An 18,313-nucleotide genomic window follows, 5' to 3' on the forward strand; every position below is an offset into this window, starting at 1 on the left:
GGCACCGAGAGCCCGGTACCGGGGGCCGCGCCGGAGCCCCGCACCGAAGGCCGACGCCGAGAGCCCGCACCGAAAGCCCGCACCGAAAGCCCGGAACCCCGACCGCACCACCTGCGAGGCACCACCCGTGACCGTATCGATCGCCCTGTTCACCCAGGACCTGCGCCTGCACGACAACCCCGTGCTGCACGCCGCGCGCACCTCGGCCGACCAGGTCGTCCCGTTGTTCGTCTCCGACCCCGCCGTCGAGGCCGCCGGCTTCGCCGCGCCCAACCGGCAGGCCTTCCTGGCCGACTGCCTCGCCGATCTGGACGTCTCGCTGCGCGCGATCGGGTCCCGGCTGACCGTGCGCCGGGGCGAGGCCCCCGAGCAGACGGCACGGGTCGCCGCCGAGACCGGCGCCGCCACGGTGCACGTCGCCGCCGGGGTGACCGCCTTCGCCCAGCGACGCGAGGAGCACCTGCGCAAGCTCCTCGGCGACCGGCTGCACGTCCACGACGCCTCCGTCACCGTGCTCCCGCCGGGCCGGGTCACCCCGGCCGGACGCGACCACTACGCGGTCTTCACCCCCTACCACCGCGCCTGGCAGGCGGCCCCCCGCCGCACCGTCCTCAACGCCCCCAGGGCGCTCGCCACCCCGGACGGCGTCCGCAGCGACACGCTGCTCGTGGACGGCGCGACCTCCCCGGGCCTGCCGCCCGGCGGCGAGAGCGCGGCCCGGGCCCGCTGGCGCCGGTGGGACATCGACGCCTACGCCGACATCCACGACGACCTGGCGGCGGACGACACCTCCCGGCTCTCCCCCTACCTGCACTTCGGCTGCCTCTCCCCCACCGAACTCGTCACCCGCGCCCTGCGGCACGACGGTCCCGGCACGCAGGCGTTCGTCCGGCAGCTGGTCTGGCGGGACTTCCACCACCAGGTGCTGGCCGCCCGCCCCGACGCGGCGCGGCGCGACTACCGCGACCGGGACGACCGCTGGCACCACGACGAGGCCGAGGCCGAGGCGTGGCGGCAGGGCCGCACCGGCTACCCGATCGTCGACGCCGGGATGCGCCAGCTCGCCCACGAGGGCTGGATGCACAACCGTGCCCGGCTGCTGACCGCGAGCTTCCTGGCCAAGAACCTCTACCTGGACTGGCGGGTCGGCGCCGCCCACTTCCTCTCCCTGCTGGTCGACGGCGACGTGGCCAACAACCAGCTCAACTGGCAGTGGGTGGCCGGCACCGGCACCGACACCCGGCCCAACCGGGTACTCAACCCGCTGCGCCAGGCCGACCGCTACGACCCCGACGGCGCCTACGTGCGGCGCTGGGTCCCCGAACTCGCCCATCTGCCGGGCCCCTCCGTCCACCGGCCCTGGCTGTTCGGCGCCGACTACCCGGCACCGATCCTCGACCCCGAGGCCCTGAACGCCCGCTTCCAGCACGGGCGTCCCTGACGGCGTCGGCCCGGAAGCCCGGCCGACCGGCCGACCGGCCGACCGGGGCGACGGCGGGCCCGGAGCCCGACAACGGGGCAACGGCGGGGCGACGTCGGCCCGGGAGCCCGACCGCGGGCCGACCGCGGACCGGCCGCGGACCGGCTCAGCCGGCCAGGGCCGCCGCCAGCTGGTCGCGGGAGGCCACGCCGAGTTTGGGGAAGGCCCGGTAGAGGTGGTGCCCGACCGTGCGCGGGCTGAGGAACAGCTGCGCGGCGATCTCGCGGTTGCTCCGGCCCGCCGCGGCCAGCCGTACCACCTCGCGCTCCTGCGGGGTGAGCCGCCCGAGCGGGACACCGGTGGCACTGGTGGCGTCGATCACCTCACCGGTGCCCCGGAGTTCGGCCCGGGCGCGCTCCGCCCAGGGCCGGGCCCCGGCCTTCTCGAAGGCCTCCAGGGCCTGCCGCAGGACCCGCCGCGCGTCGGAGCGGCGCCGCCGCCGGCGCAGCCACTCGCCGTGGAGCAGCTGGGTCCGGGCCAGCTCCAGGCCTCCGCCGGCGTGCTCGCCGTGGGCGGCCGCGGCGAGGAACTCCTCCTCGGCGGACTCGTCGTCGGCGGTGAGGGCCCGGCAGCGGGCGGCCACGGCGAGGGCGGCCGGGCTGCCGCACTGTTCGGCCCAGCGCCCGAGCCGCTCGGCGGCCCCGGGCCTGGCCGTGCCCGCGCGGGCCGCGGCCTCGACCAGTTCGGGCAGCACGAGGGCGTGCAGCACCGGCGGTCCGTCCGGGTACCGGTCGGCCGCGTCCAGGTGCGCGAGGGCCGCCGCCGCGTCCCCGGCGCCGAGGTCGGCGAGGGCGAGGGCACGCCGGGCCTGTACGGCGGCGGTGCCGAGGTCGTGCTCGCGGGCGTGGTCGAGGGCGGCGCCGGCCAGCTCCCGGCAGCGCGGTTCGTCGCCCTCGACGGCCGCGCAGGTGGCGAGCGTGGCCCGGAGGTAGCAGGCGCGGTGGTCCAGGCCGGCGTACCCGGCGATGGTCAGTCCCTCCTCGGCGGCGCGGGCGGCGGGCCGCAGCTCGCCCCGGGCGAGGTGCGTCTCGGCGAGCAGGTGCAGACAGGTGGCCTGCCAGCCGAGCAGGCCGTGGGAGCGGCAGTGGGCGAGCAGCAGTTCGGCGAGTTCGCGGGCCGTCCCGTACTCGGCCAGCGTGTGCACGGCGTCGGCGGCCAGGAAGCGTTCGCTGAAGAGGGTGCCGGCGTCGCGCGCCACCGCCCCGAACCGCTCCGCCGCCACCGGCTCGCCGCCGTACACGGCCGCCAGGGCGCCCAGGGTGGCGGGGTGGTCCGCGGGCGCGGCCGCCACCCGGGCCCGGACCCGCTCGAGCAGGCCCGGATCGCCCGCCGACCGGGCGGCGTGGAAGGCCTCGGTGAGGATCGTCGGTCCGGCGTCCCCGGTCGCGAGCAGCACCTCGACCGCACGCGCGGCCGAGCCCTCGTTGAGTTCCAGCGCGGCGCGCACCCGGGCCAGTTCGGCGTTCCCCGCCGCGCCGTCGTCGTCCTCCCCGCCGCGCCGCAGCAGCACGGCGACGCGCTGGAACTGGCCGGCGTCCGCGGCGGCCTGGGCGGCGGCGACCAGTCGGCGGCGGCGGTCGGCCGGGTCGGGGCTGAGCTGGGCCGCCCGCTCGTGGGCGGCCGAGGCGCTCGCCGACCCCTGGCGGCCGCCGGCCCGCTCGGCGGCGGCGTCGAGCTCCCGGGCCACCGCCTCGTCCGGGCCGGTGCTGGCGGCAGCCCGGTGCCAGGCCCGGCGGTCGGCGTGTTCGGCGCCGGTCAGGGCCTCGGCCAGGGCGAGGTGGGCGGCGATCCGGCGGGCCAGGGTGGCGCCCCGGTAGGCGGCGGCCCGCACCAGCGGGTGGCGGAACGTCAGCGCGGTCCCGTCGAGGCGGATCAGCCCGGCGGTCTCGGCCGGTTCGAGCGCGGCCGCCGAGACCCCGGCGGCGGTCAGCACCACGCCCAGGTCGCCGATGTCGTCGGCGGCGGCGACGAGCAGCGCCGCCCCGGTGGGTTCCGGCAGCAGCCCCAGGCGGGCGCCGAACGCGGCCGTCACCCGGCTGGCCGGGGTCGCGTCCGCCGGGGCCGCGGGCAGCGGGCCGAGCAGCCCGGTCCGCTGCTCCTCGCTGAGCGCCCGGGGCAGTTCGATCAGGGCCAGCGGGTTGCCGCGGGCCTCGGCCGCGACCCGTTCCCGTACGTGCGGGGGCAGGTCCGGGCCCGCGTGTTCGGCCAGCAGCGCGGCGACCGCCTCCCGGTCCAGGGCGTCGAGGCGCAGTTCCGGCAGACCGAGCGGGACCGGCTCGCGGACCGCGAAGACCATCACGACCCCCTCGGAGTCCAGCCGCCGGGCGGCGAAGGCCAGGGCGTCCAGGGAGGCCCGGTCCACCCACTGGGCGTCGTCGACGAGGCAGAGCAGCGGGCTCTCGCCCGCGTACTCGGAGAGCAGCGTCAGCACACCGAGGCCGGTCAGGAACCGGTCCTGGCCGGTGGGCGCGGCCAGTCCGAACGCCGCCCGCAGCGCCTCGGCCTGGGGCGCCGGCAGCAGACCGAGCCGGTCCAGGGCGGGGCGCAGCAGCTGGTGCAGGGCGGCGAAGGGGAGTTCGGTCTCGGCCTCGATGCCCGTGGTCCGCAGCACCCGGGCCGGGGCCCGGCCGTTCGCGCCCGCCGCACCGGCCGCCCGGCCCCGAGCGCCGTCCGAGGAGGCACCGGTGGCCTCGGCCGCGAGGTGCTCCAGCAGCGCCGTCTTGCCGATACCGGCCTCGCCGTGGACGACCAGGGCACCGCTGGCACCCTCCGCCGCCCGCCGGAGCAGACTTCTGAGCTGGCCTTCTTCCGCGGCCCGACCGTAGAGCATCCGGGGAGTCTAACCGGACGGGTGTACGACCCGGGACCTCGCATTGGGTCGTGGTGACCGATTCACCGGCAGGGACGCCTCGCCTACCGTCGTACCTGTTCGACCCGGCCCCACGGGGACAATCGCCGCGACACGGAGCAAAGATGACGTTCAGTATCGAGACGGCGCGGCTGCGGCTGCGCCCGTACACCACCGAGGAAGCCGGGCGGGTGGCGGCCGGCGACCGGCCGGTCAGCGGCTGGAGCCCCGGTTTCCCCCGGGAGGACGACCGGGCGGTGGCGCGGATGTTCCTCGCGGCACCGCGGACCGAGCCGCTGTTCGAGCCGCAGCTGATCGAGCTGCTGAGCAACGACCAGGTGATCGGCGGGATCGGCTTCTTCGGCCCGCCGGACGCGGACGGGGCGGTCGGGCTGGGCTACGGCGTAGCGCCCGAGGTCGAGGGCCGGGGCTACGCCACCGAGGCGCTGCTGGCCCTGCTGCGGCGGGGGTTCGCCGAGGGCGGCGTCCGGCGGGCGCTGGCCGACACCACCCACGACAACACCGCCTCGCAGCGGGTGCTGGAGAAGGCCGGGCTGCGGAGGACCTCCTCCGACGACAGCCTGCACTACTACGCTCTTGAAGGATGATCACCTTGCGCAAGCTGACCTACTTCGTGGCCACCACCCTGGACGGGGTCATCGCCGGTCCCGACGGGGGCGACCCGACCGGGCCGGACGGGTTCTTCACCGTCACCCCCGACTACCTGGAGCACTTGATCGCCCATTACCCGGAGACGCTGCCGGGCCCGGCTCGCGAGGCCCTGGGCATCACGGCGACGGGCACCCGCTTCGACACCGTGCTGGAGGGACGCCGCTCCTACCAGATCGGCCTGGACGCCGGTGTCGCCGACGCCTATCCGCACCTGCGGCACCTGGTCTTCTCCCGCACCCTCACCGAGGCGCCGGCCCCGGCCGTCGAGCTGGTGTCCACCGACCCGGTGGCCCGGGTCCGGGAGCTCAAGGCCGAGGAGGGCGGCGGGATCTGGCTGGTGGGCGGCGCGGAGCTGGCCGGCGCCCTCTACCCGGAGATCGACGAGCTGGTGCTCAAGGTCAACCCGGTCACCGTCGGGGCGGGCGTACCGGTGTTCGCCGGCAAGGACGGGGTGAGCCCGCGGACCTTCACCCTCACCGACCACACGGTGCTGCCCGGCGGCACCGTCTTCCTCACCTACGCGAGGGCCGCGGCCTGACCGGCCGGAGCGCGGGGCGGCGGACCTCGGAGGGTCCGCCGCCCCGCGCTCCGTGGTCGGCCGACGGGGGACTCGGCGCCGCCGGACCTGGAGCGGGGATGTCGAAGTCGCCGTTGAGGGAGCTCAGTTGGCGAGGCTGAAGTCCCCGCCGACGGGCGCGGCGATCTTGTCGACGCCGGTCAGCGCGGTGAGCGAGGTGACCGGGGTGCTGCTGTCGGTGGTGGTGCCGTTGGCGAGCTGGCCGGAGCCGTTGGCGCCCCAGGAGCGGACGGTGTTGTCCCCGAGCAGCGCGATCGTGTGCTCCCGGCCGCCGCCCACCAGCTGCACGCCCTTGATGTCGGGGACGGGCACGGGCGTGATCCGGTAGTCCGTGGTGCCGTCGCCGATCTGGCCGGAGGTGTTCTGCCCCCAGGACTTGAGGCGGTTGTCGCTGTCGGTCACGGCGAGGCTGTGGTTGCAGCCGGCCGCGATCTGGGAGACGCCGCCGAGCCAGATGCCCTGGGTGTCCACCGGGGTGTAGCGGCTGATGGTGCTGTTGTCGCCGAGCTGGCCGGTGGCGTTGTAGCCCCAGGCCTTCACGGCGTTGCCGCTGGTGGGTTTGCCCGGACCGCTCGGCGGTCCGACCAGGGCGAGGTTGTGGTTGCAGCCGGCGGCGATCCGGGTGACGCCGGTCAGGTTGGTCACCGGGGAGGGCACGTTGCGACTGGCGGAAGTCCCGTCGCCCAGCTGCCCGTTGATGTTGTATCCCCAGGCCCAGACGGTGCCGTCCTCGCGCAGCGCGATGCTGTGGTTGAGGCCGCCCGCGATCGCGATCACCTTGTTCAGTCCCTCGACCCGGACCGGGACGCTGCTGTCCGCGTTGGTGCCGTTGCCCAGCTGGCCGTAGTTGTTCTTCCCCCAGGCCACCACGGTCTGGTCGGCGAGCAGGGCGAGGCTGTGGGCGCCGCCGGCGGCGATGTCGGTGGCGTTGGAGAGGTTGACCACCTGGCCGGGGGCGTTGTGGCCGAACACCGAGCCGTCACCGAGCTGGCCGGAGTTGTTGGAGCCCCAGGACTGCACGGTGCGGTCCGTCAGCAGCGCCAGCCCGTGGCCGTTGGTGGGCCCCGCGCCACCGGCGGCGATCTTGACCACCTCGGCGCTGGTCAGCCCGAGCACGGTGGTGGCGGTGGTGCGGAAGTCGGTCCAGGTGCCGTCGCCGAGCTGGCCGGACCGGTTGTTGCCCCAGGACTTGAGGCGTTTCTCCTGGGCGTGGGCGCTGCCGACGGGCACGGCGGCCAGGCCGAGCGCTGTCAGCGCGGCCACCGACGCGGCGACCGCCGGGCGCAGCCTGCCTCGCGGCGCGGTACGGGAGTTCGTCATGTGCTGCCTTTCTGTTGACGGGACGGGCGTCGGCGTCGGGGCGGGCGGCACCGGGACCGACGGGCTTCGCGGGTCAGCGCGCCAGGCTGAAGCTGCCGTTGGACGGCGCCGCGACCATGGAGACGCTGCCGGACTTGGCCAGCACCTGCACCGGGTTGTTGCGCTGGGTGGTGGTGCCGTCGCCGAGCTGGCCCTTGTCGTTGAGGCCCCAGGCCTGGACGGTGCCGTCGGAGAGCACCGCGAGGTTGTGGGCGGCGCCGGCGGCGATGCCGGTCACGCCGGTGACACCGGGGATCGGCACGCTGGTGTTGCGCTGGGTGGTGGTGCCGTCGCCGACCTGGCCGTTGGCGTTCAGGCCCCAGCCGCGCAGGGTGCGGTCCTGGAGCAGCGCGAGGCTGTGCGAGGCGCCGCCGGCGAGCTCGGTGACGTTCTTGAGCTCCAGGACGCCGACCGGGTAAGGCTTGTTCACCACGGTGTCGTCACCGAGCTGGCCCTTGTCGTTGAGGCCCCAGGCCATCACGGTGCCGTCCGCCAGCAGTGCGAGCGCGTGCGAGGCACCGGCGGTGATGCCCTTCACGGTGGTCAGCTCGGGCACCGCGACCGCGGTGGTGCGGGTGGCCGGGGTGGGAGCGGGAACGGCGGCGGTGGAGCTGGCCGGCCTGGCGGTGACGCCGAGCTGACCCTTGTCGTTGTTGCCCCAGGTCTTCACCGTGCCGTCCTTCAGCAGGGCCATGCTGAAGGTGTCGCCGGCCGCGATCGCCTTGACGTCCTCCAGTCCGGCCACCGTCACCGGGAGGTTGGCGTTGGTCGTGGTGCCGTCGCCCAGCTGGCTCTTGTCGTTGAGGCCCCAGGCCTTGACGGTGCCGTCCTTCAGCAGGGCCAGCGCGTGCGAGCCGCCCGCGGCGACCGCCTGCACCCCGCCCAGTCCGGCGACCAGGCTCGGGACCGCCCATTCGTCGGTGGCGCTGGTGGCGCCGTTGCCGAGCTGGCCCTTGTCGTTCTTGCCCCAGGACTCCACGGTGCCGTTGGCGAGCAGCGCCAGGCCGAAGCCGGAACCGGCGGAGCCACCGGTGCCGCCGGCAGCCACGGAGGTCAGTTCGGCGCCGGACAGGCCGACGACGGAGGTCGGGGTGAGCCGCTGGGTCTTGGTGCCGTCACCCAGCTGGCCGCTGGCGTTCAGCCCCCAGGACCGCAGCCGCAGGTCGTACGCGGAGGCGGCCGAGGTGGGCAGCGCGACGGAACCCAGCAGGGTCAGGCTCGCGACCACCGCGGGAACGGCGGTCGCGGCGGTCACGGGCAGGCGGCGGAGCTTGCGGTGCAGCGGGCGCATCTCTTCCTCACGTTCGGGGGACGGGGCGGCGGCGGATCCGCGGGCGCGGACAGCACGGGCCGGGCCGTGCGGCAGCCTGGCCGCACGGCCGAAGAACGATGATCGGATCAGTGGAATGACTGCCCCATGATCAGAACGGTCGTGCGGTCCCGAACGGCTTTCCACCTTGTTGGCCCAGCCCGATCGTTCGTCATCCCCCTAACGGATCGTCAGCGGTTGCGTTCCGTGATCGCCTGCCGAAGCATGGGCGGCCGGGGCCCGATGATCAATAACGGTCGTCGATCGCAAGTACCCTATGATTCAGCCGACTTCAGTGGGAGAGACCGTGCCACGGAGACAACGAGCCAGACTCCTGGTTGTGACCCTCAGTGCCGCGATGGCGCTGGCGGCCCCGGTGCCGGCGGGAGCGGAGGACACCGAGCCGGCCGTGGTGCCGAACGGGACCTTCTCCTCGCCCACCGTGCCCGCCGACAAGACCTGGGCCGGCACCCCCACCGACTGGACGAGCGGCGGAGGTGTCACCGGGGCACCCCGCAGCGCACACCCCCAGGGATTCCAGGCCGCCTACCTCCCCCGGCCCACGTCGACCCCGCTCAGTGGTCGGCTTCGCGGCGTCCGCACCGGTGCCACGGTCACCGTCAGCTGGGACGACAACCCCGACAGCTGCGTGACACAGAGCGCCGCCAAACGGACGTACACCGTGACCGTGGCCGGCGCGGACAACACCCGGGGCGATTTCACCACCAACGACCCGACGGGCAAGGCGAACTGGTTCCTCGGCCGGACGTACTCCTTCACCGCCGCCGAGGACGCGCCACTGATCACCTTCGCCTCCACCGTCGCCGACAACCTCGGGTGCGGCCCGCTGATCACCAATGTCTCCGCCAAGCAGACCGCCCCGCCGCTCACCCCGCCGAAGGGCGGTGCGACGAGCGACCCCTGCTCGGGCGACGCCAAGGACAACCCGCAGTGCAAGGACCTCGCCGCCGACAAGGAGAAGCTCGACAAGTGCCCGGCCACCGACCGGAACTGCCTGGCGGGCGTGGCCGGTGACGGCAAGGCGGAGAAGGACGGCATCGCCAAGGAGACCCAGGCCGTCGAGGACTTCGGCAAGGTCCCGCGCGACCAGGACCCGAACACCGCCGCCGCCGACCTCTGCGCCCTTCCCAACGCCCTGACCGCCGGCGTCAAGCCGGGCGACGCCGTCGTGCCGCCGAGCGACTGGTGGTTCTGCTGATGGCGCGCCGGCCCCGGATCCTGGCCGCCGCGGCGGCGGGTCTGGCCCTCGTCGCCGCCCCGGCCGCAGCACCGTCCGCCCGCGCCGCCGACACGGTGGACGTCCAGGTGCCCAACGGCACCTTCGCCCAGCCCGTCGCCCCCGACAACGGCACCGCCGCCGGACACACCGACTGGTCCCCCGACACCACCGGCGTGGTCTTCGGCAAGTCCCTCGCCCAGCACCCGCGCGGCTACCAGGCCGCCGCGCTGAACTGGAACGGCGCCGCGCTGACGATGCGCACCCGGCTGTGGGGGGTCAAGGCCGGTTCGGGCGTCACCCTGACCTGGGACGACAGCCCGGGTGTCGACCGCCGCTGCACACCCGAGCAGCTGAAGGACGGCCAGACCTACAACGTCTCGCTGATCACCACCGGGCCCGCCCCCGATCCCGTCGTCACCACCAAGGGCACCGACACCGTCGGCACCGCCAACTGGACCAGCGGCCGGGTCTTCGAGTTCACCGCCACCGAGGACAACCCGATGGTGTCCTTCGACTCGGCCGAGCAGCGGAACTCGCTCTCCTGCGGCCCGCTGATCACCAACGTCGCCGCCAGGCAGACCCCCGCACCGGTCGACCAGAAGATCCGCAAGGAGCAGCTGCCCGGCCCCAAGGCCTATCGGGGCAACGACCCGCTGGAGCCGGGCGTCGCGGTGGACGACTGCGAGGGCTCGCCCACCAACTGCGTGTTCACCGCCGACAACCGGTACTCCTACCAGTACTACGGGCAGACCCGGATCGTCGGCGAGGTCTACATCAACTGCACCCGCAACGCCGTGGTGGACGACCGGCGGATGGAGAACACCGAGCCCTCGTACGACAACCTCACCCAGTACTACGCGCTCAAGGGCACGCCGCTCGTCCCCAGCCGCTCCGACATCGCCCAGAGCCGCCCCAACCTGGCCGCCCAGGCCGCCGCCGGGTTCAGTACCGCGGGCGGCAACTCCGCGGCCGTGAACACCAACAACCCGCTGACCTGGGCACGGACCACCACCAAGCAGCTCAACCCGACCATCCAGCCGGGCGAGATGAGCTGGATCGAGGTGCAGCCGGCCCGCGAACGCGTGGTGGGCAGCTTCACCAACGCCCGCAACAAGTACCGGCTGGACGCCGTCTTCGACGTGCCCTCGGCCTCCCTGCCGGACCGCTACTACCAGCGTTCCGGCCCGCTCACCGAGACCGAGCTGCAGCGCTGCGGCGCCACCCGGCCGACCGCCGGCACCCCGGACAACGGGGCCGGGACGGACAAGCGGCTGCTCACCCTGGACGCTCCGCCCGCCGGGGTGCCCACCCGGTCGGTGCTGCTGACGCCCTGACCTCGACCCGTACGTCGGCCGCCCTCCCCAGGAACCGGGGAGGGCGGCCGACGTGGTGGCGTTGCTCAGTCCAGCGGGGCCCAGGCTCCCCCGGTCGTCAGCCGGTACCGCCCGGTGGGCCGCGCGCCGTCCGTGCGCGGCGCCGCCTCCACCGGGCCGTCGTCCGACGAACCGCCGAGCGAACGTCCCGGCGGACGCAGCGTCAGGCAGATGTCCCTGGCACTGAAGGTCTGCGCCACGACGGTGCTCACGTTCACCGAGGACGGGCTGTCGACGACGATGTTCTTGATCAGCTTGCCGATGCCGCCGACCGTCAACTCGCCCACCGTGCGCGTCATCGCGTTCGCCATGCCGAACTGGAGCTCGTCGCCGGCCTTCACGGTGAACTTGACCTGGGTGGTCTCCGTGCTGGTGCGCTTCCACTCGTGCGAGTAGGTCGCCTTGAACGCGAGCTCGAACGAGGCCTTCGCGCTGAGCTTCAGCTGCCCGGCCGCGGTGGCGGTACCGGAGACCGCCACCGTCGGACCGTTCGAGATCTCCGAGTTCGGGCCCTTGTCGCTGGGCGCGGTGATGTCCGTGTGGGTGATCTCGGTCTTGTTGCTGCCGCTGACACTGCCGGACACGTCGGTCGTGTTGTCGATCGTGCCCTCCAGTGCCGCCCGGCCGGAGATCTCGCCCGCGATGTTGTCGGTGGTGCTCGACTCCAGTACGACGGTCCGGTAGATGTCGATCGGCCGGTCGGTGCAGTTGATCGCGGAGTTGCCGACCGAGACGACGGCGGAGGTCAGCTCGCGGGTGAGCCCGGGAATGATCCGGAACGAGCAGTCGTAGTCCTGCCCGCAGCGGCGGGCCAGCGCCGGCGCGTCCTCCTCCGTACCGGGCGCGGCACCGTCGGCGGCGGCGGGCCCGGTACCCAGCGCCAGGACGGCCAGCACGGTCGGCAGCACCGCCGGGACCAGGGCCCCGCCTCCACCCCGCCGCCGCGTCACCGCTTCCTCCAACTGCCCGTAGCGGTACGCTCGTACACCGCGTCCGGTGCCCTTCGCGCGCTCTCCGCCCGTTCCGGCGGCAGTTCGACCGGTCCCGGCAGCGCCGCGGCCCGGCCGGGGGGCCGCAGCGACAGGCACTTGTCCGGCACCGAGAAGGTCTGGGCGACCACCGAGCTGACGTTGACGCTCGACGGGCTGTCCACCGTGATGTCCTTGATGAGCTTCCCGGTGTTGTTCACCTTCAGCTCGCCCGACGCCCGCGACATCGCGTTCACCACCCCGAACTGGATCTCGTCACCGTTGCTCACGGTGAACACCACCCTGGTCGACTCGGTCGCCACCGCCTGCCACTGCCGCGAGAACGTGGCCTGGAACGCCGACTCGAAGGTCGCCTTCGCCCCGAGGTGCAACGCGTTCGAGCCTGACACCGTCCCGGTCACCTCGGTGGTGTTCTTGACGTCGTCCTTGGTGGTGGGGCCCTTGTCCTTGTTCGGGCCGTTCTGGGTGGTGCCGGTCACGAACCCCGGCGTGACGCTGCCCGACCCCGACACGGTGACGGTGGTGTCCACGCCGCCCTCCAGCGCGGCCTTGCCGGAGATCTGACCGCCGATGTTGTCCGTGCTGCTGGTGACGAAGGTGACGGTGCGGTCGATCTCCATCACGTCGCCCGTGCAGTTGATCGCCGCGTTCCCGACCGACACCACCCCGCTCACGAACTCGCGCGGCACCCGGTCGTACATCCGGAAGCTGCATCCCTCCCCCCGGTCGCACAGCCCCGCGACCTCCTGCGCCGAGGGCAACGGCACCTCACCGTCCAGGGCCCGCGCCACCGGGAACGGCGGCGGGCCGGCCGCCGCGGCGACCCCCGGCGCCCCGAGCGGCACCAGTACCGCTATCGCGGCCGCCCCGGGGACCACGACGGCGAACCGGCGGACGCGCCGCCGCGCGGGCGAACATGCGGGCGGGCATGCGGAAGCAACCACGGGCACTCTCCTCATCCGTGAAACGTCATCCGTGAACGGGGGCCGCCGGGACGCACACCGGCCCGCCCGGTCCCCCCATCCTCGGCGAGGGTCACGTCGTGGGCGAACCGTCACCCGCCGCCCCTGCGCCGTTCGGCGGCTGCGCCGCGGGACTGCCCCGAGGACGCCCGCCGGGGCGGGCCCGCGCCCCCGGGAGAACCTGCCGCCTCCGGCACCGGACCGGCCGGGACGACCGCCTTGCTCAGGCCGGGCGGGTCGGGCAGGCCGGGTCGTCCCGGTTCGCGGTGTGCGCGAGGAGGGCCGGGACAACGGTGTCCCAGGTGTGCTCGGGGAAGACCTCGTGGCCGGTGCCGGGCAGGGCGAGGAACCGGGCGCCGGGGATCTCGGCGGCCAGGGCGCGGCCGTGCTCCGGCGGGAACAGCGGGTCCTCCTCGCCGTGCAGCACCAGGGTCGGTGCGGTGATCCCGCCGAGCCGCGCACGCCACGGGGTACCGGCGTCGAGCAGGTAGGGGTTGGTGGACTGGGCCGCGATGTCGCGCGCGTGGGCGACGACCCGGGCGGCCAGGCGCCGCACGCCGTCCTCGTCGAACGGGCGGGAAGCGGCGGCGAACGGGCGCTCGCCCTCGACGATGGACTCGACGACGGCGGCTTCGGCCGCTTCGGCCACTTCGGCGGCCCCGGCGGCCTGCGCGTCCTGCTCGACCTGCTCGAAGAAGGCGGCGAGCCGGTCCGACACGGGCGGCAGGTCCGGCTGTTCCTCCCCCGGGATGCCGGGTGTGCCGGAGGCGAGGGCGAGGGTGGCCACCCGGTCGGGGTGACCCAGTGCCAGGAGCTGGGCGACCGCGGCGCCCTGGGACATGCCGAGCACATGGGCGCGCCCCGGCCCGAGCGCGTCGATCACGGCCGCGGCGTCCTCAGCCAGGTCGGGCAGCGCGTACGGCGGCGCACCGACCGGGAAGGTCGTCGAGGCACCCGCGTCCCGGGCGTCGTAGCGCACGACGCACCGGCCGCCCGCGACCAGCCGGCGGACGAACTCGTCCGGCCAGTTGAGGCGACAGTGCCCCGCACCGTGGATCAGCAGGATCGCGGGATCGGCGGGATCGCCGTGCAGTTCGGCGGCCAGCTCCGCACCGTCGACGGCGACCTCGATCTCGGCCCCGACCTCGGCCCTGCTCCGGTTGTCCGCCATCGTGCTCCGCTCCGTCCGGGATGTCGTCACGTGTGAGCACGACTGTACGGAGGTCCTACGACAAACCCGGCCCGGCGCCCGACAGGCCCACCCGGTCCGCCCCGTCCGCGCGGCCCAGCCCGTCCACCCGGTCCGCCCGGTCCACCCGGTCCACCCGGTCCACCCGTCTGCGTGTCCGGGCCGGCGTGGTCATGATGGAAGTGCGGCCGACCGGCAGGAGGAAACCCGATGGAGCTCTTTCCAGCGCTGCCGCTCGACGAGTGGCGGGAGACGAAGGAGACGCTGCACCGCTTCACCCAGGTGGTCGGCAAGATCCGGCTCGCGGCGAGCGTACGGCGCAACCACTGGTGGAACGTGCCCCTCCATCTCACCGGGCGCGGGCTCACCACCCGGCCGACGGGACTGGTCGACGGCAACCCGGTCTTCACCGTCGACCTCGACCTCGTCGACCACCGGCTGGTCGTCACCGTGGCGGACGGCAGGACGGCGTCCTTCCCGCTGCCCGGCCACTCCGTCGCCTCGTTCCACCGGCAGACCCTGGAGACGCTGGCCGCGCTGGGAATCCGGGTGGAGCTGCCGTTCCCCCGGCCCTACCGGCTGCCCGACGCGGACCGGCCGTTCGCCGAGGACGTCGAGCACGCGACGTACGATCCGGCCCTGGCGAACCGGGCCTGGCAGGTGCTCGGCCAGGTCGCGGTGGTGCTGGAGGAGTTCTCGGCGCGCTTCTCGGGCAAGGCCAGCCCCGTCCACTTCTTCTGGCACTCCTTCGACCTGGCCCACACCCGCTTCTCCGGCCGCGCCCTCGACCGGCCGAGGGCGGCGGACCCGGTGACCCGTGAGGCGTACTCCCGGGAGCTGATCAGCTTCGGCTTCTGGTTCGGGGACGCCGACCTGGGCGAACCGGCCTTCTACTGCTACACCGCCCCCGAGCCGGAGCACCTGGCCGAGGATCCGCTGACACCCGCCGCCGCCCGGTGGGTCGCGGCCGGCGGCAGCCATCTGGCCGTCCTCGGCTACGCGGAGGCCCGGACGGAGGCCGATCCCAGGGCGGCCGTCCTCGGCTTCTACGAGGCCGCGTACCGGGCCGGTGCCGCCAGGGCCGGCTGGGACGTCGAGGGGCTGGCCTGCCCGGGCGGCATCACGGACCCCGGACCGCCCGCTCCGCAGCCCTGAACCGGGCCGACAGCTGCCCGGGCGGATCACGGCAGGTAGCGGATCGGGGCGGGTAGCGGATCGGGGCGGGTCCGGGTCAGTGCAGGTGCGACTGCCAGTCGGCCGGGACCTTGCCCAGCGGACCGGGGGTCGGCTGGGCGAGCGGGTGCGCCGCCGGGGCCGCGAGCTCCGGCCCCTCGTAGTACTGCTCCGTCTCGATGTTCCAGAACCACGCCTCCCCCGGCTCGAAGCTGGCCAGGAACGGGTGACCCGCCTCCCTCGCGTGCCGGGTGCCGTGCTGCGAGGGCGAGGAGTCGCAGCAGCCGATGTGGCCGCACGCCGCGCACCGCCGCAGGTGCAGCCACCACCCCGGCCCGTCCCCCGCCAGGCACTCCACGCAGCCGTCCCCGCTCGGCGGCACGGACGGGTCGATCCCCCGGTCCTGCTGGTCGTCGTCCATCGGACTTGCCTCCTGATCGGGTCCGGAGCCGTCGGACGTCCTCGTCCGACTACCAACCATCCGACTCCGGCGCGGCTTCCGCGACCGGCGGCGCCCGGGCTTGAAGCACCCGCGCCGGTGTGCGTGACTGGAGGGAGCAGCGTTCCCCCGGCCGACATCGAGGTGACCCGGATGGGATTCGTCGGCACGGTGGGCCTGGTCCTCCATCCCGAGCGCACCAGCGCCCCCACCGTGGAGACCGTGGTCCGCTGGAGCCGGGCCCGGGGCACCAAGGTCCTCGGGCTGGCGGCGGAGGTGTCCCGGATCGGCTGCGAGGCCATCCCGGTGGGGGCCGAGGAGATGGCGGCGAGCGCCGATCTGCTGATCAGCCTCGGCGGGGACGGCACCATGCTGCGCACCATGCGGCTCGCGGCCGGGGGCCACGCGCCGGTCCTCGGTGTCAACGTCGGGCGGCTGGGCTTCCTGGCCGAGGTCGACATCCCGGAGCTCCCCGCCGCGCTGGACGCCGTCGACGCCCACCGCTTCACCGTCGAGGTGCGCTCCGGGGTGCACGCGCGCTTCGGGACGGTCGAGGAGACTGCGCTCAACGACGTCGTGCTGCTGCGCAGCCCGGGGCACCGGTCCGCGGCGGTCGCCGTGCGGGTCCAGGGCCAGCCCTTCGTGGCGTACACCGCCGACGCGATCGTCACCGCCACACCGACCGGCTCCACCGCGTACAGCTTCTCCGCGGGCGGCCCGATCGTCTCCCCCAACGCGGAGGGGCTGCTGATCACCCCGGTGGCGCCGCACGCCGCGTTCAACCGCTCGGTCTTCCTCTCCAGCGGTGAGCGGCTCGACCTGGAGGTCCTGCCGCACAGCGGGGACCTCGCCGTCGAGGCGGACGGTCGCCTGGTCGGCCGGGTCACGCCGGGCGACGTCGTCGAGGTGACCATGCTGCCCGCCGCCGCCCGCGTCGTCCGGCTCGGCCGCACCACCTTCTACCAGCGGGCCCAGCGCAAACTCCGTCTCACCGGCTCGGCGGAGCCCGGCTGACCCCGGCCGAACCCGGCGGCGTCCCGGCCGGCCCCCGGCGGCGTCCCCGCGTCCCCTAGGGTGGTGACCGTGGAACGCGTGCTGATCGCCGGGATCTCGGGGGCGGGGAAGACGACGACGGCGGCCCGGCTGGCCGCGCTGCTCGACCTGCCCCGCTACGAGCTGGACGCGCTGCACCATGGCCCGGGCTGGACCCCGCGCGCCGAGTTCCGGTCCGAGGTCGAGGCCTTCGCGGCGACCGGGCGCTGGGTCACCGAGGACCAGTACACCGGCAAGCTGGGGGACCTGCTGCGGGCCCGCGCCGACACCTGCGTCTGGCTCGACCTGCCCCGACGCACCGTCATGCAGCGCGTCCTGCGCCGCTCGGCGGCCCGCGCGCTCACCCGCCGCGAACTGTGGAACGGCAACCGCGAGGGCTTCCGCGACTGGCTGGACCCGGAGCACCCGATCCGCTGGGCCTGGGCCCGCCACGCCGCGCACCGGCGGCGGACCCTGGAACGGCTGGCCGCCCACCCCGGCCTGACCGTGGTCCACCTGACCTCCGCACGGGCCGCCCGGGCCTGGCTCCGGACGGTGGCCCGGCCGGCCGGGAGCCCGGGCCGACCGGCCGCGCCCGGTACCGGTCAGCCGGGCGGCGCGGTGAAGCGGTAGCCGGAGTCGATCAGCAGCGGCAGGAAGGTCCTGAGCGCCGCGACCGTCTGCGAGCGGTCTCCGCCGCCGTCGTGGGTGAGCACGATCGCGCCCGGCCGCAGTTCCTTCTCCAGCCGCTTGGTGATCACGTCCGTCCCCGGCGTCGCCCAGTCCTGCGGGTCCACGGACCAGGCCATCGGCCGCATCCCCAGCTCGGCGCCCACCTTCAGCACCGTCGGCGACCAGCCGCCGCCCGGGGCACGGAACCAGGTCGGCGCCCTGCCGGTGAGCCGCCCGAGCAGCTCGGAGGTGCGGCCGAGTTCGTCGCGCACCTTCGCGGCGGAGAGGCCGCTGAGATCGGGGTGGCTCCAGGAGTGGTTCGCGATGTGGTGGCCGCGTGCGGCGACCTCCCGGACCAGGTCGGGGTGCGCGGCGGCGTTCTCGCCGATCAGGAAGAAGGAGGCCCGGATCCCGTACTGGTCGAGCAGCGCCAGGACGGCCGGGGTGTACCGGGGGTCGGGGCCGTCGTCGACGGTGATCGCGACCACCTTCCGCGCGGCGTCGAGCTCGTAGACCGGCCGGCTCTCGGCCGCGGTCACCACCCGCGGCGAGGGCGCGGCCGTGCCCGCGGCGGAGGCGGCGCCGCTCGGCGCGGGCACGGACGCGGACGTGGACGTGGACGCCGGCGCGGACGTGGGCGCGGACGCGGTCGGGCCGGGGGTCACGGACGCGGAGGCGGACGCGGTCGGGGCGGGGTTCACCGTGGCGGACGGGACCGAGGACGGGACCGGGGACAGGGAGGCGCCGGGTGCGGGTACGGCCGCCGCCGCGGAGGGCGCGCCCTCCGCGGCGGCGGCCGCTTCCTCGCCGCGCAGCGGCCCCCGGAAGTTCCCGTGGCACCCGCCCACCCCGAGCAGCGACAACCCGGCCCCGAGCATGAGCATTCTTCGCGAGACAATCTGACGATCGGATGGCATGACCGATGCCTCCCCGCTCCCCCGGCCCCGTGCTCCGAGCACCACCACTACGGGTGCACGACACCGCTCCGGCAGCCCAATC

Annotated in this window: 16 protein-coding genes; 8 read left to right on the plus strand and 8 right to left on the minus strand. The window is 74.6% G+C overall.

Features of this window, described 5'->3' with window-relative positions; genetic code table 11:
* The first annotated feature begins 127 nt into the window (after positions 1 to 127).
* Positions 128 to 1,441: a cryptochrome/photolyase family protein gene (locus BLU95_RS03485; protein ID WP_093858632.1), complete on the plus strand. Its 1,314-nt coding sequence runs from the start codon at positions 128 to 130 to the stop codon at positions 1,439 to 1,441.
* A gap of 145 nt (positions 1,442 to 1,586) precedes the next feature.
* Here the strand turns inward: BLU95_RS03485 and BLU95_RS03490 are convergent, their stop codons facing one another.
* Positions 1,587 to 4,310 carry a helix-turn-helix transcriptional regulator gene (locus BLU95_RS03490; RefSeq protein WP_093858633.1) on the minus strand — a complete coding sequence of 908 codons (2,724 nt, stop codon included), beginning with the start codon at positions 4,308 to 4,310 and terminating at the stop codon, positions 1,587 to 1,589.
* Positions 4,311 to 4,453: 143 nt separating this feature from the next.
* On the opposite strand from BLU95_RS03490, the gene BLU95_RS03495 reads away from it, so the two are divergent.
* The gene (locus BLU95_RS03495; protein ID WP_093858634.1) at positions 4,454 to 4,936 is read left to right on the plus strand and encodes a GNAT family N-acetyltransferase; all 483 of its coding nucleotides are present in this window, start codon (positions 4,454 to 4,456) and stop codon (positions 4,934 to 4,936) included.
* Between the two features lie 5 nt (positions 4,937 to 4,941).
* Positions 4,942 to 5,538 (plus strand): dihydrofolate reductase family protein, encoded by a 597-nt coding sequence (locus BLU95_RS03500; RefSeq protein WP_093864612.1) that lies wholly within the window; start codon positions 4,942 to 4,944, stop codon positions 5,536 to 5,538.
* Between the two features lie 123 nt (positions 5,539 to 5,661).
* Here BLU95_RS03500 and BLU95_RS03505 read toward each other — a convergent pair whose 3' ends face one another.
* Positions 5,662 to 6,897, minus strand: coding sequence for an RCC1 domain-containing protein (locus tag BLU95_RS03505; RefSeq protein ID WP_093858635.1), 1,236 nt, complete (start codon positions 6,895 to 6,897; stop codon positions 5,662 to 5,664).
* Positions 6,898 to 6,970: 73 nt separating this feature from the next.
* Positions 6,971 to 8,227: an RCC1 domain-containing protein gene (locus BLU95_RS03510; protein WP_093858636.1), complete on the minus strand. Its 1,257-nt coding sequence runs from the start codon at positions 8,225 to 8,227 to the stop codon at positions 6,971 to 6,973.
* A 358-nt stretch (positions 8,228 to 8,585) separates the two neighbouring features.
* On the opposite strand from BLU95_RS03510, the gene BLU95_RS03515 reads away from it, so the two are divergent.
* Positions 8,586 to 9,464 (plus strand): hypothetical protein, encoded by an 879-nt coding sequence (locus tag BLU95_RS03515; protein WP_093858637.1) that lies wholly within the window; start codon positions 8,586 to 8,588, stop codon positions 9,462 to 9,464.
* Positions 9,464 to 10,819, plus strand: a complete 1,356-nt coding sequence (locus BLU95_RS03520; RefSeq protein WP_159424751.1) for a hypothetical protein — start codon at positions 9,464 to 9,466, stop codon at positions 10,817 to 10,819. Before BLU95_RS03515 ends, BLU95_RS03520 begins: the two co-directional genes overlap by 1 nt.
* 65 nt (positions 10,820 to 10,884) lie before the next feature.
* On the opposite strand, the gene BLU95_RS03525 is transcribed toward BLU95_RS03520, so the two are convergent.
* The 3 genes from BLU95_RS03525 to BLU95_RS03535 form a co-directional block, all read right to left on the minus strand.
* Positions 10,885 to 11,808, minus strand: coding sequence for a hypothetical protein (locus tag BLU95_RS03525; protein ID WP_093858639.1), 924 nt, complete (start codon positions 11,806 to 11,808; stop codon positions 10,885 to 10,887).
* Entirely contained in the window at positions 11,805 to 12,725 is a 921-nt protein-coding gene (locus tag BLU95_RS03530) for a hypothetical protein (protein ID WP_093858640.1), read from the minus strand. Before BLU95_RS03530 ends, BLU95_RS03525 begins: the two co-directional genes overlap by 4 nt.
* A gap of 307 nt (positions 12,726 to 13,032) precedes the next feature.
* The gene (locus tag BLU95_RS03535; RefSeq protein WP_093858641.1) at positions 13,033 to 13,980 is read right to left on the minus strand and encodes an alpha/beta fold hydrolase; all 948 of its coding nucleotides are present in this window, start codon (positions 13,978 to 13,980) and stop codon (positions 13,033 to 13,035) included.
* A gap of 228 nt (positions 13,981 to 14,208) precedes the next feature.
* Between BLU95_RS03535 and BLU95_RS03540 the strand changes: the two genes are divergently transcribed.
* Positions 14,209 to 15,153, plus strand: a complete 945-nt coding sequence (locus BLU95_RS03540; protein WP_093858642.1) for a DUF5996 family protein — start codon at positions 14,209 to 14,211, stop codon at positions 15,151 to 15,153.
* A 76-nt stretch (positions 15,154 to 15,229) separates the two neighbouring features.
* On the opposite strand, the gene BLU95_RS03545 is transcribed toward BLU95_RS03540, so the two are convergent.
* Entirely contained in the window at positions 15,230 to 15,592 is a 363-nt protein-coding gene (locus BLU95_RS03545) for a UBP-type zinc finger domain-containing protein (RefSeq protein ID WP_093858643.1), read from the minus strand.
* A gap of 171 nt (positions 15,593 to 15,763) precedes the next feature.
* Between BLU95_RS03545 and BLU95_RS03550 the strand changes: the two genes are divergently transcribed.
* Positions 15,764 to 16,624 carry an NAD(+)/NADH kinase gene (locus BLU95_RS03550; protein ID WP_093858644.1) on the plus strand — a complete coding sequence of 287 codons (861 nt, stop codon included), beginning with the start codon at positions 15,764 to 15,766 and terminating at the stop codon, positions 16,622 to 16,624.
* A gap of 69 nt (positions 16,625 to 16,693) precedes the next feature.
* Positions 16,694 to 17,275: a P-loop NTPase family protein gene (locus tag BLU95_RS03555; RefSeq protein ID WP_197698705.1), complete on the plus strand. Its 582-nt coding sequence runs from the start codon at positions 16,694 to 16,696 to the stop codon at positions 17,273 to 17,275.
* On the opposite strand, the gene BLU95_RS03560 is transcribed toward BLU95_RS03555, so the two are convergent.
* Positions 17,248 to 18,198: a polysaccharide deacetylase family protein gene (locus BLU95_RS03560; protein WP_159424752.1), complete on the minus strand. Its 951-nt coding sequence runs from the start codon at positions 18,196 to 18,198 to the stop codon at positions 17,248 to 17,250. The genes BLU95_RS03555 and BLU95_RS03560 overlap by 28 nt on opposite strands.
* Positions 18,199 to 18,313: the final 115 nt, after the last annotated feature.

It is taken from the genome of Streptomyces sp. TLI_053, assembly GCF_900105395.1.
In the GTDB taxonomy this organism is placed as follows: domain Bacteria; phylum Actinomycetota; class Actinomycetes; order Streptomycetales; family Streptomycetaceae; genus Kitasatospora.

Excerpts from the sequence above, each read along its gene's own strand:
- BLU95_RS03490 (WP_093858633.1), bottom strand. The coding sequence starts at position 4,310 with ATGCTCTACGGTCGGGCCGCGGAAGAAGGCCAGCTCAGAAGTCTGCTC.
- BLU95_RS03495 (WP_093858634.1), top strand. The coding sequence starts at position 4,454 with ATGACGTTCAGTATCGAGACGGCGCGGCTGCGGCTGCGCCCGTACACC.
- BLU95_RS03505 (WP_093858635.1), bottom strand. The coding sequence starts at position 6,897 with ATGACGAACTCCCGTACCGCGCCGCGAGGCAGGCTGCGCCCGGCGGTC.
- BLU95_RS03510 (WP_093858636.1), bottom strand. The coding sequence starts at position 8,227 with ATGCGCCCGCTGCACCGCAAGCTCCGCCGCCTGCCCGTGACCGCCGCG.
- BLU95_RS03520 (WP_159424751.1), top strand. The coding sequence starts at position 9,464 with ATGGCGCGCCGGCCCCGGATCCTGGCCGCCGCGGCGGCGGGTCTGGCC.
- BLU95_RS03535 (WP_093858641.1), bottom strand. The coding sequence starts at position 13,980 with ATGGCGGACAACCGGAGCAGGGCCGAGGTCGGGGCCGAGATCGAGGTC.
- BLU95_RS03540 (WP_093858642.1), top strand. The coding sequence starts at position 14,209 with ATGGAGCTCTTTCCAGCGCTGCCGCTCGACGAGTGGCGGGAGACGAAG.
- BLU95_RS03545 (WP_093858643.1), bottom strand. The coding sequence starts at position 15,592 with ATGGACGACGACCAGCAGGACCGGGGGATCGACCCGTCCGTGCCGCCG.
- BLU95_RS03550 (WP_093858644.1), top strand. The coding sequence starts at position 15,764 with ATGGGATTCGTCGGCACGGTGGGCCTGGTCCTCCATCCCGAGCGCACC.
- BLU95_RS03560 (WP_159424752.1), bottom strand. The coding sequence starts at position 18,198 with ATGCTCATGCTCGGGGCCGGGTTGTCGCTGCTCGGGGTGGGCGGGTGC.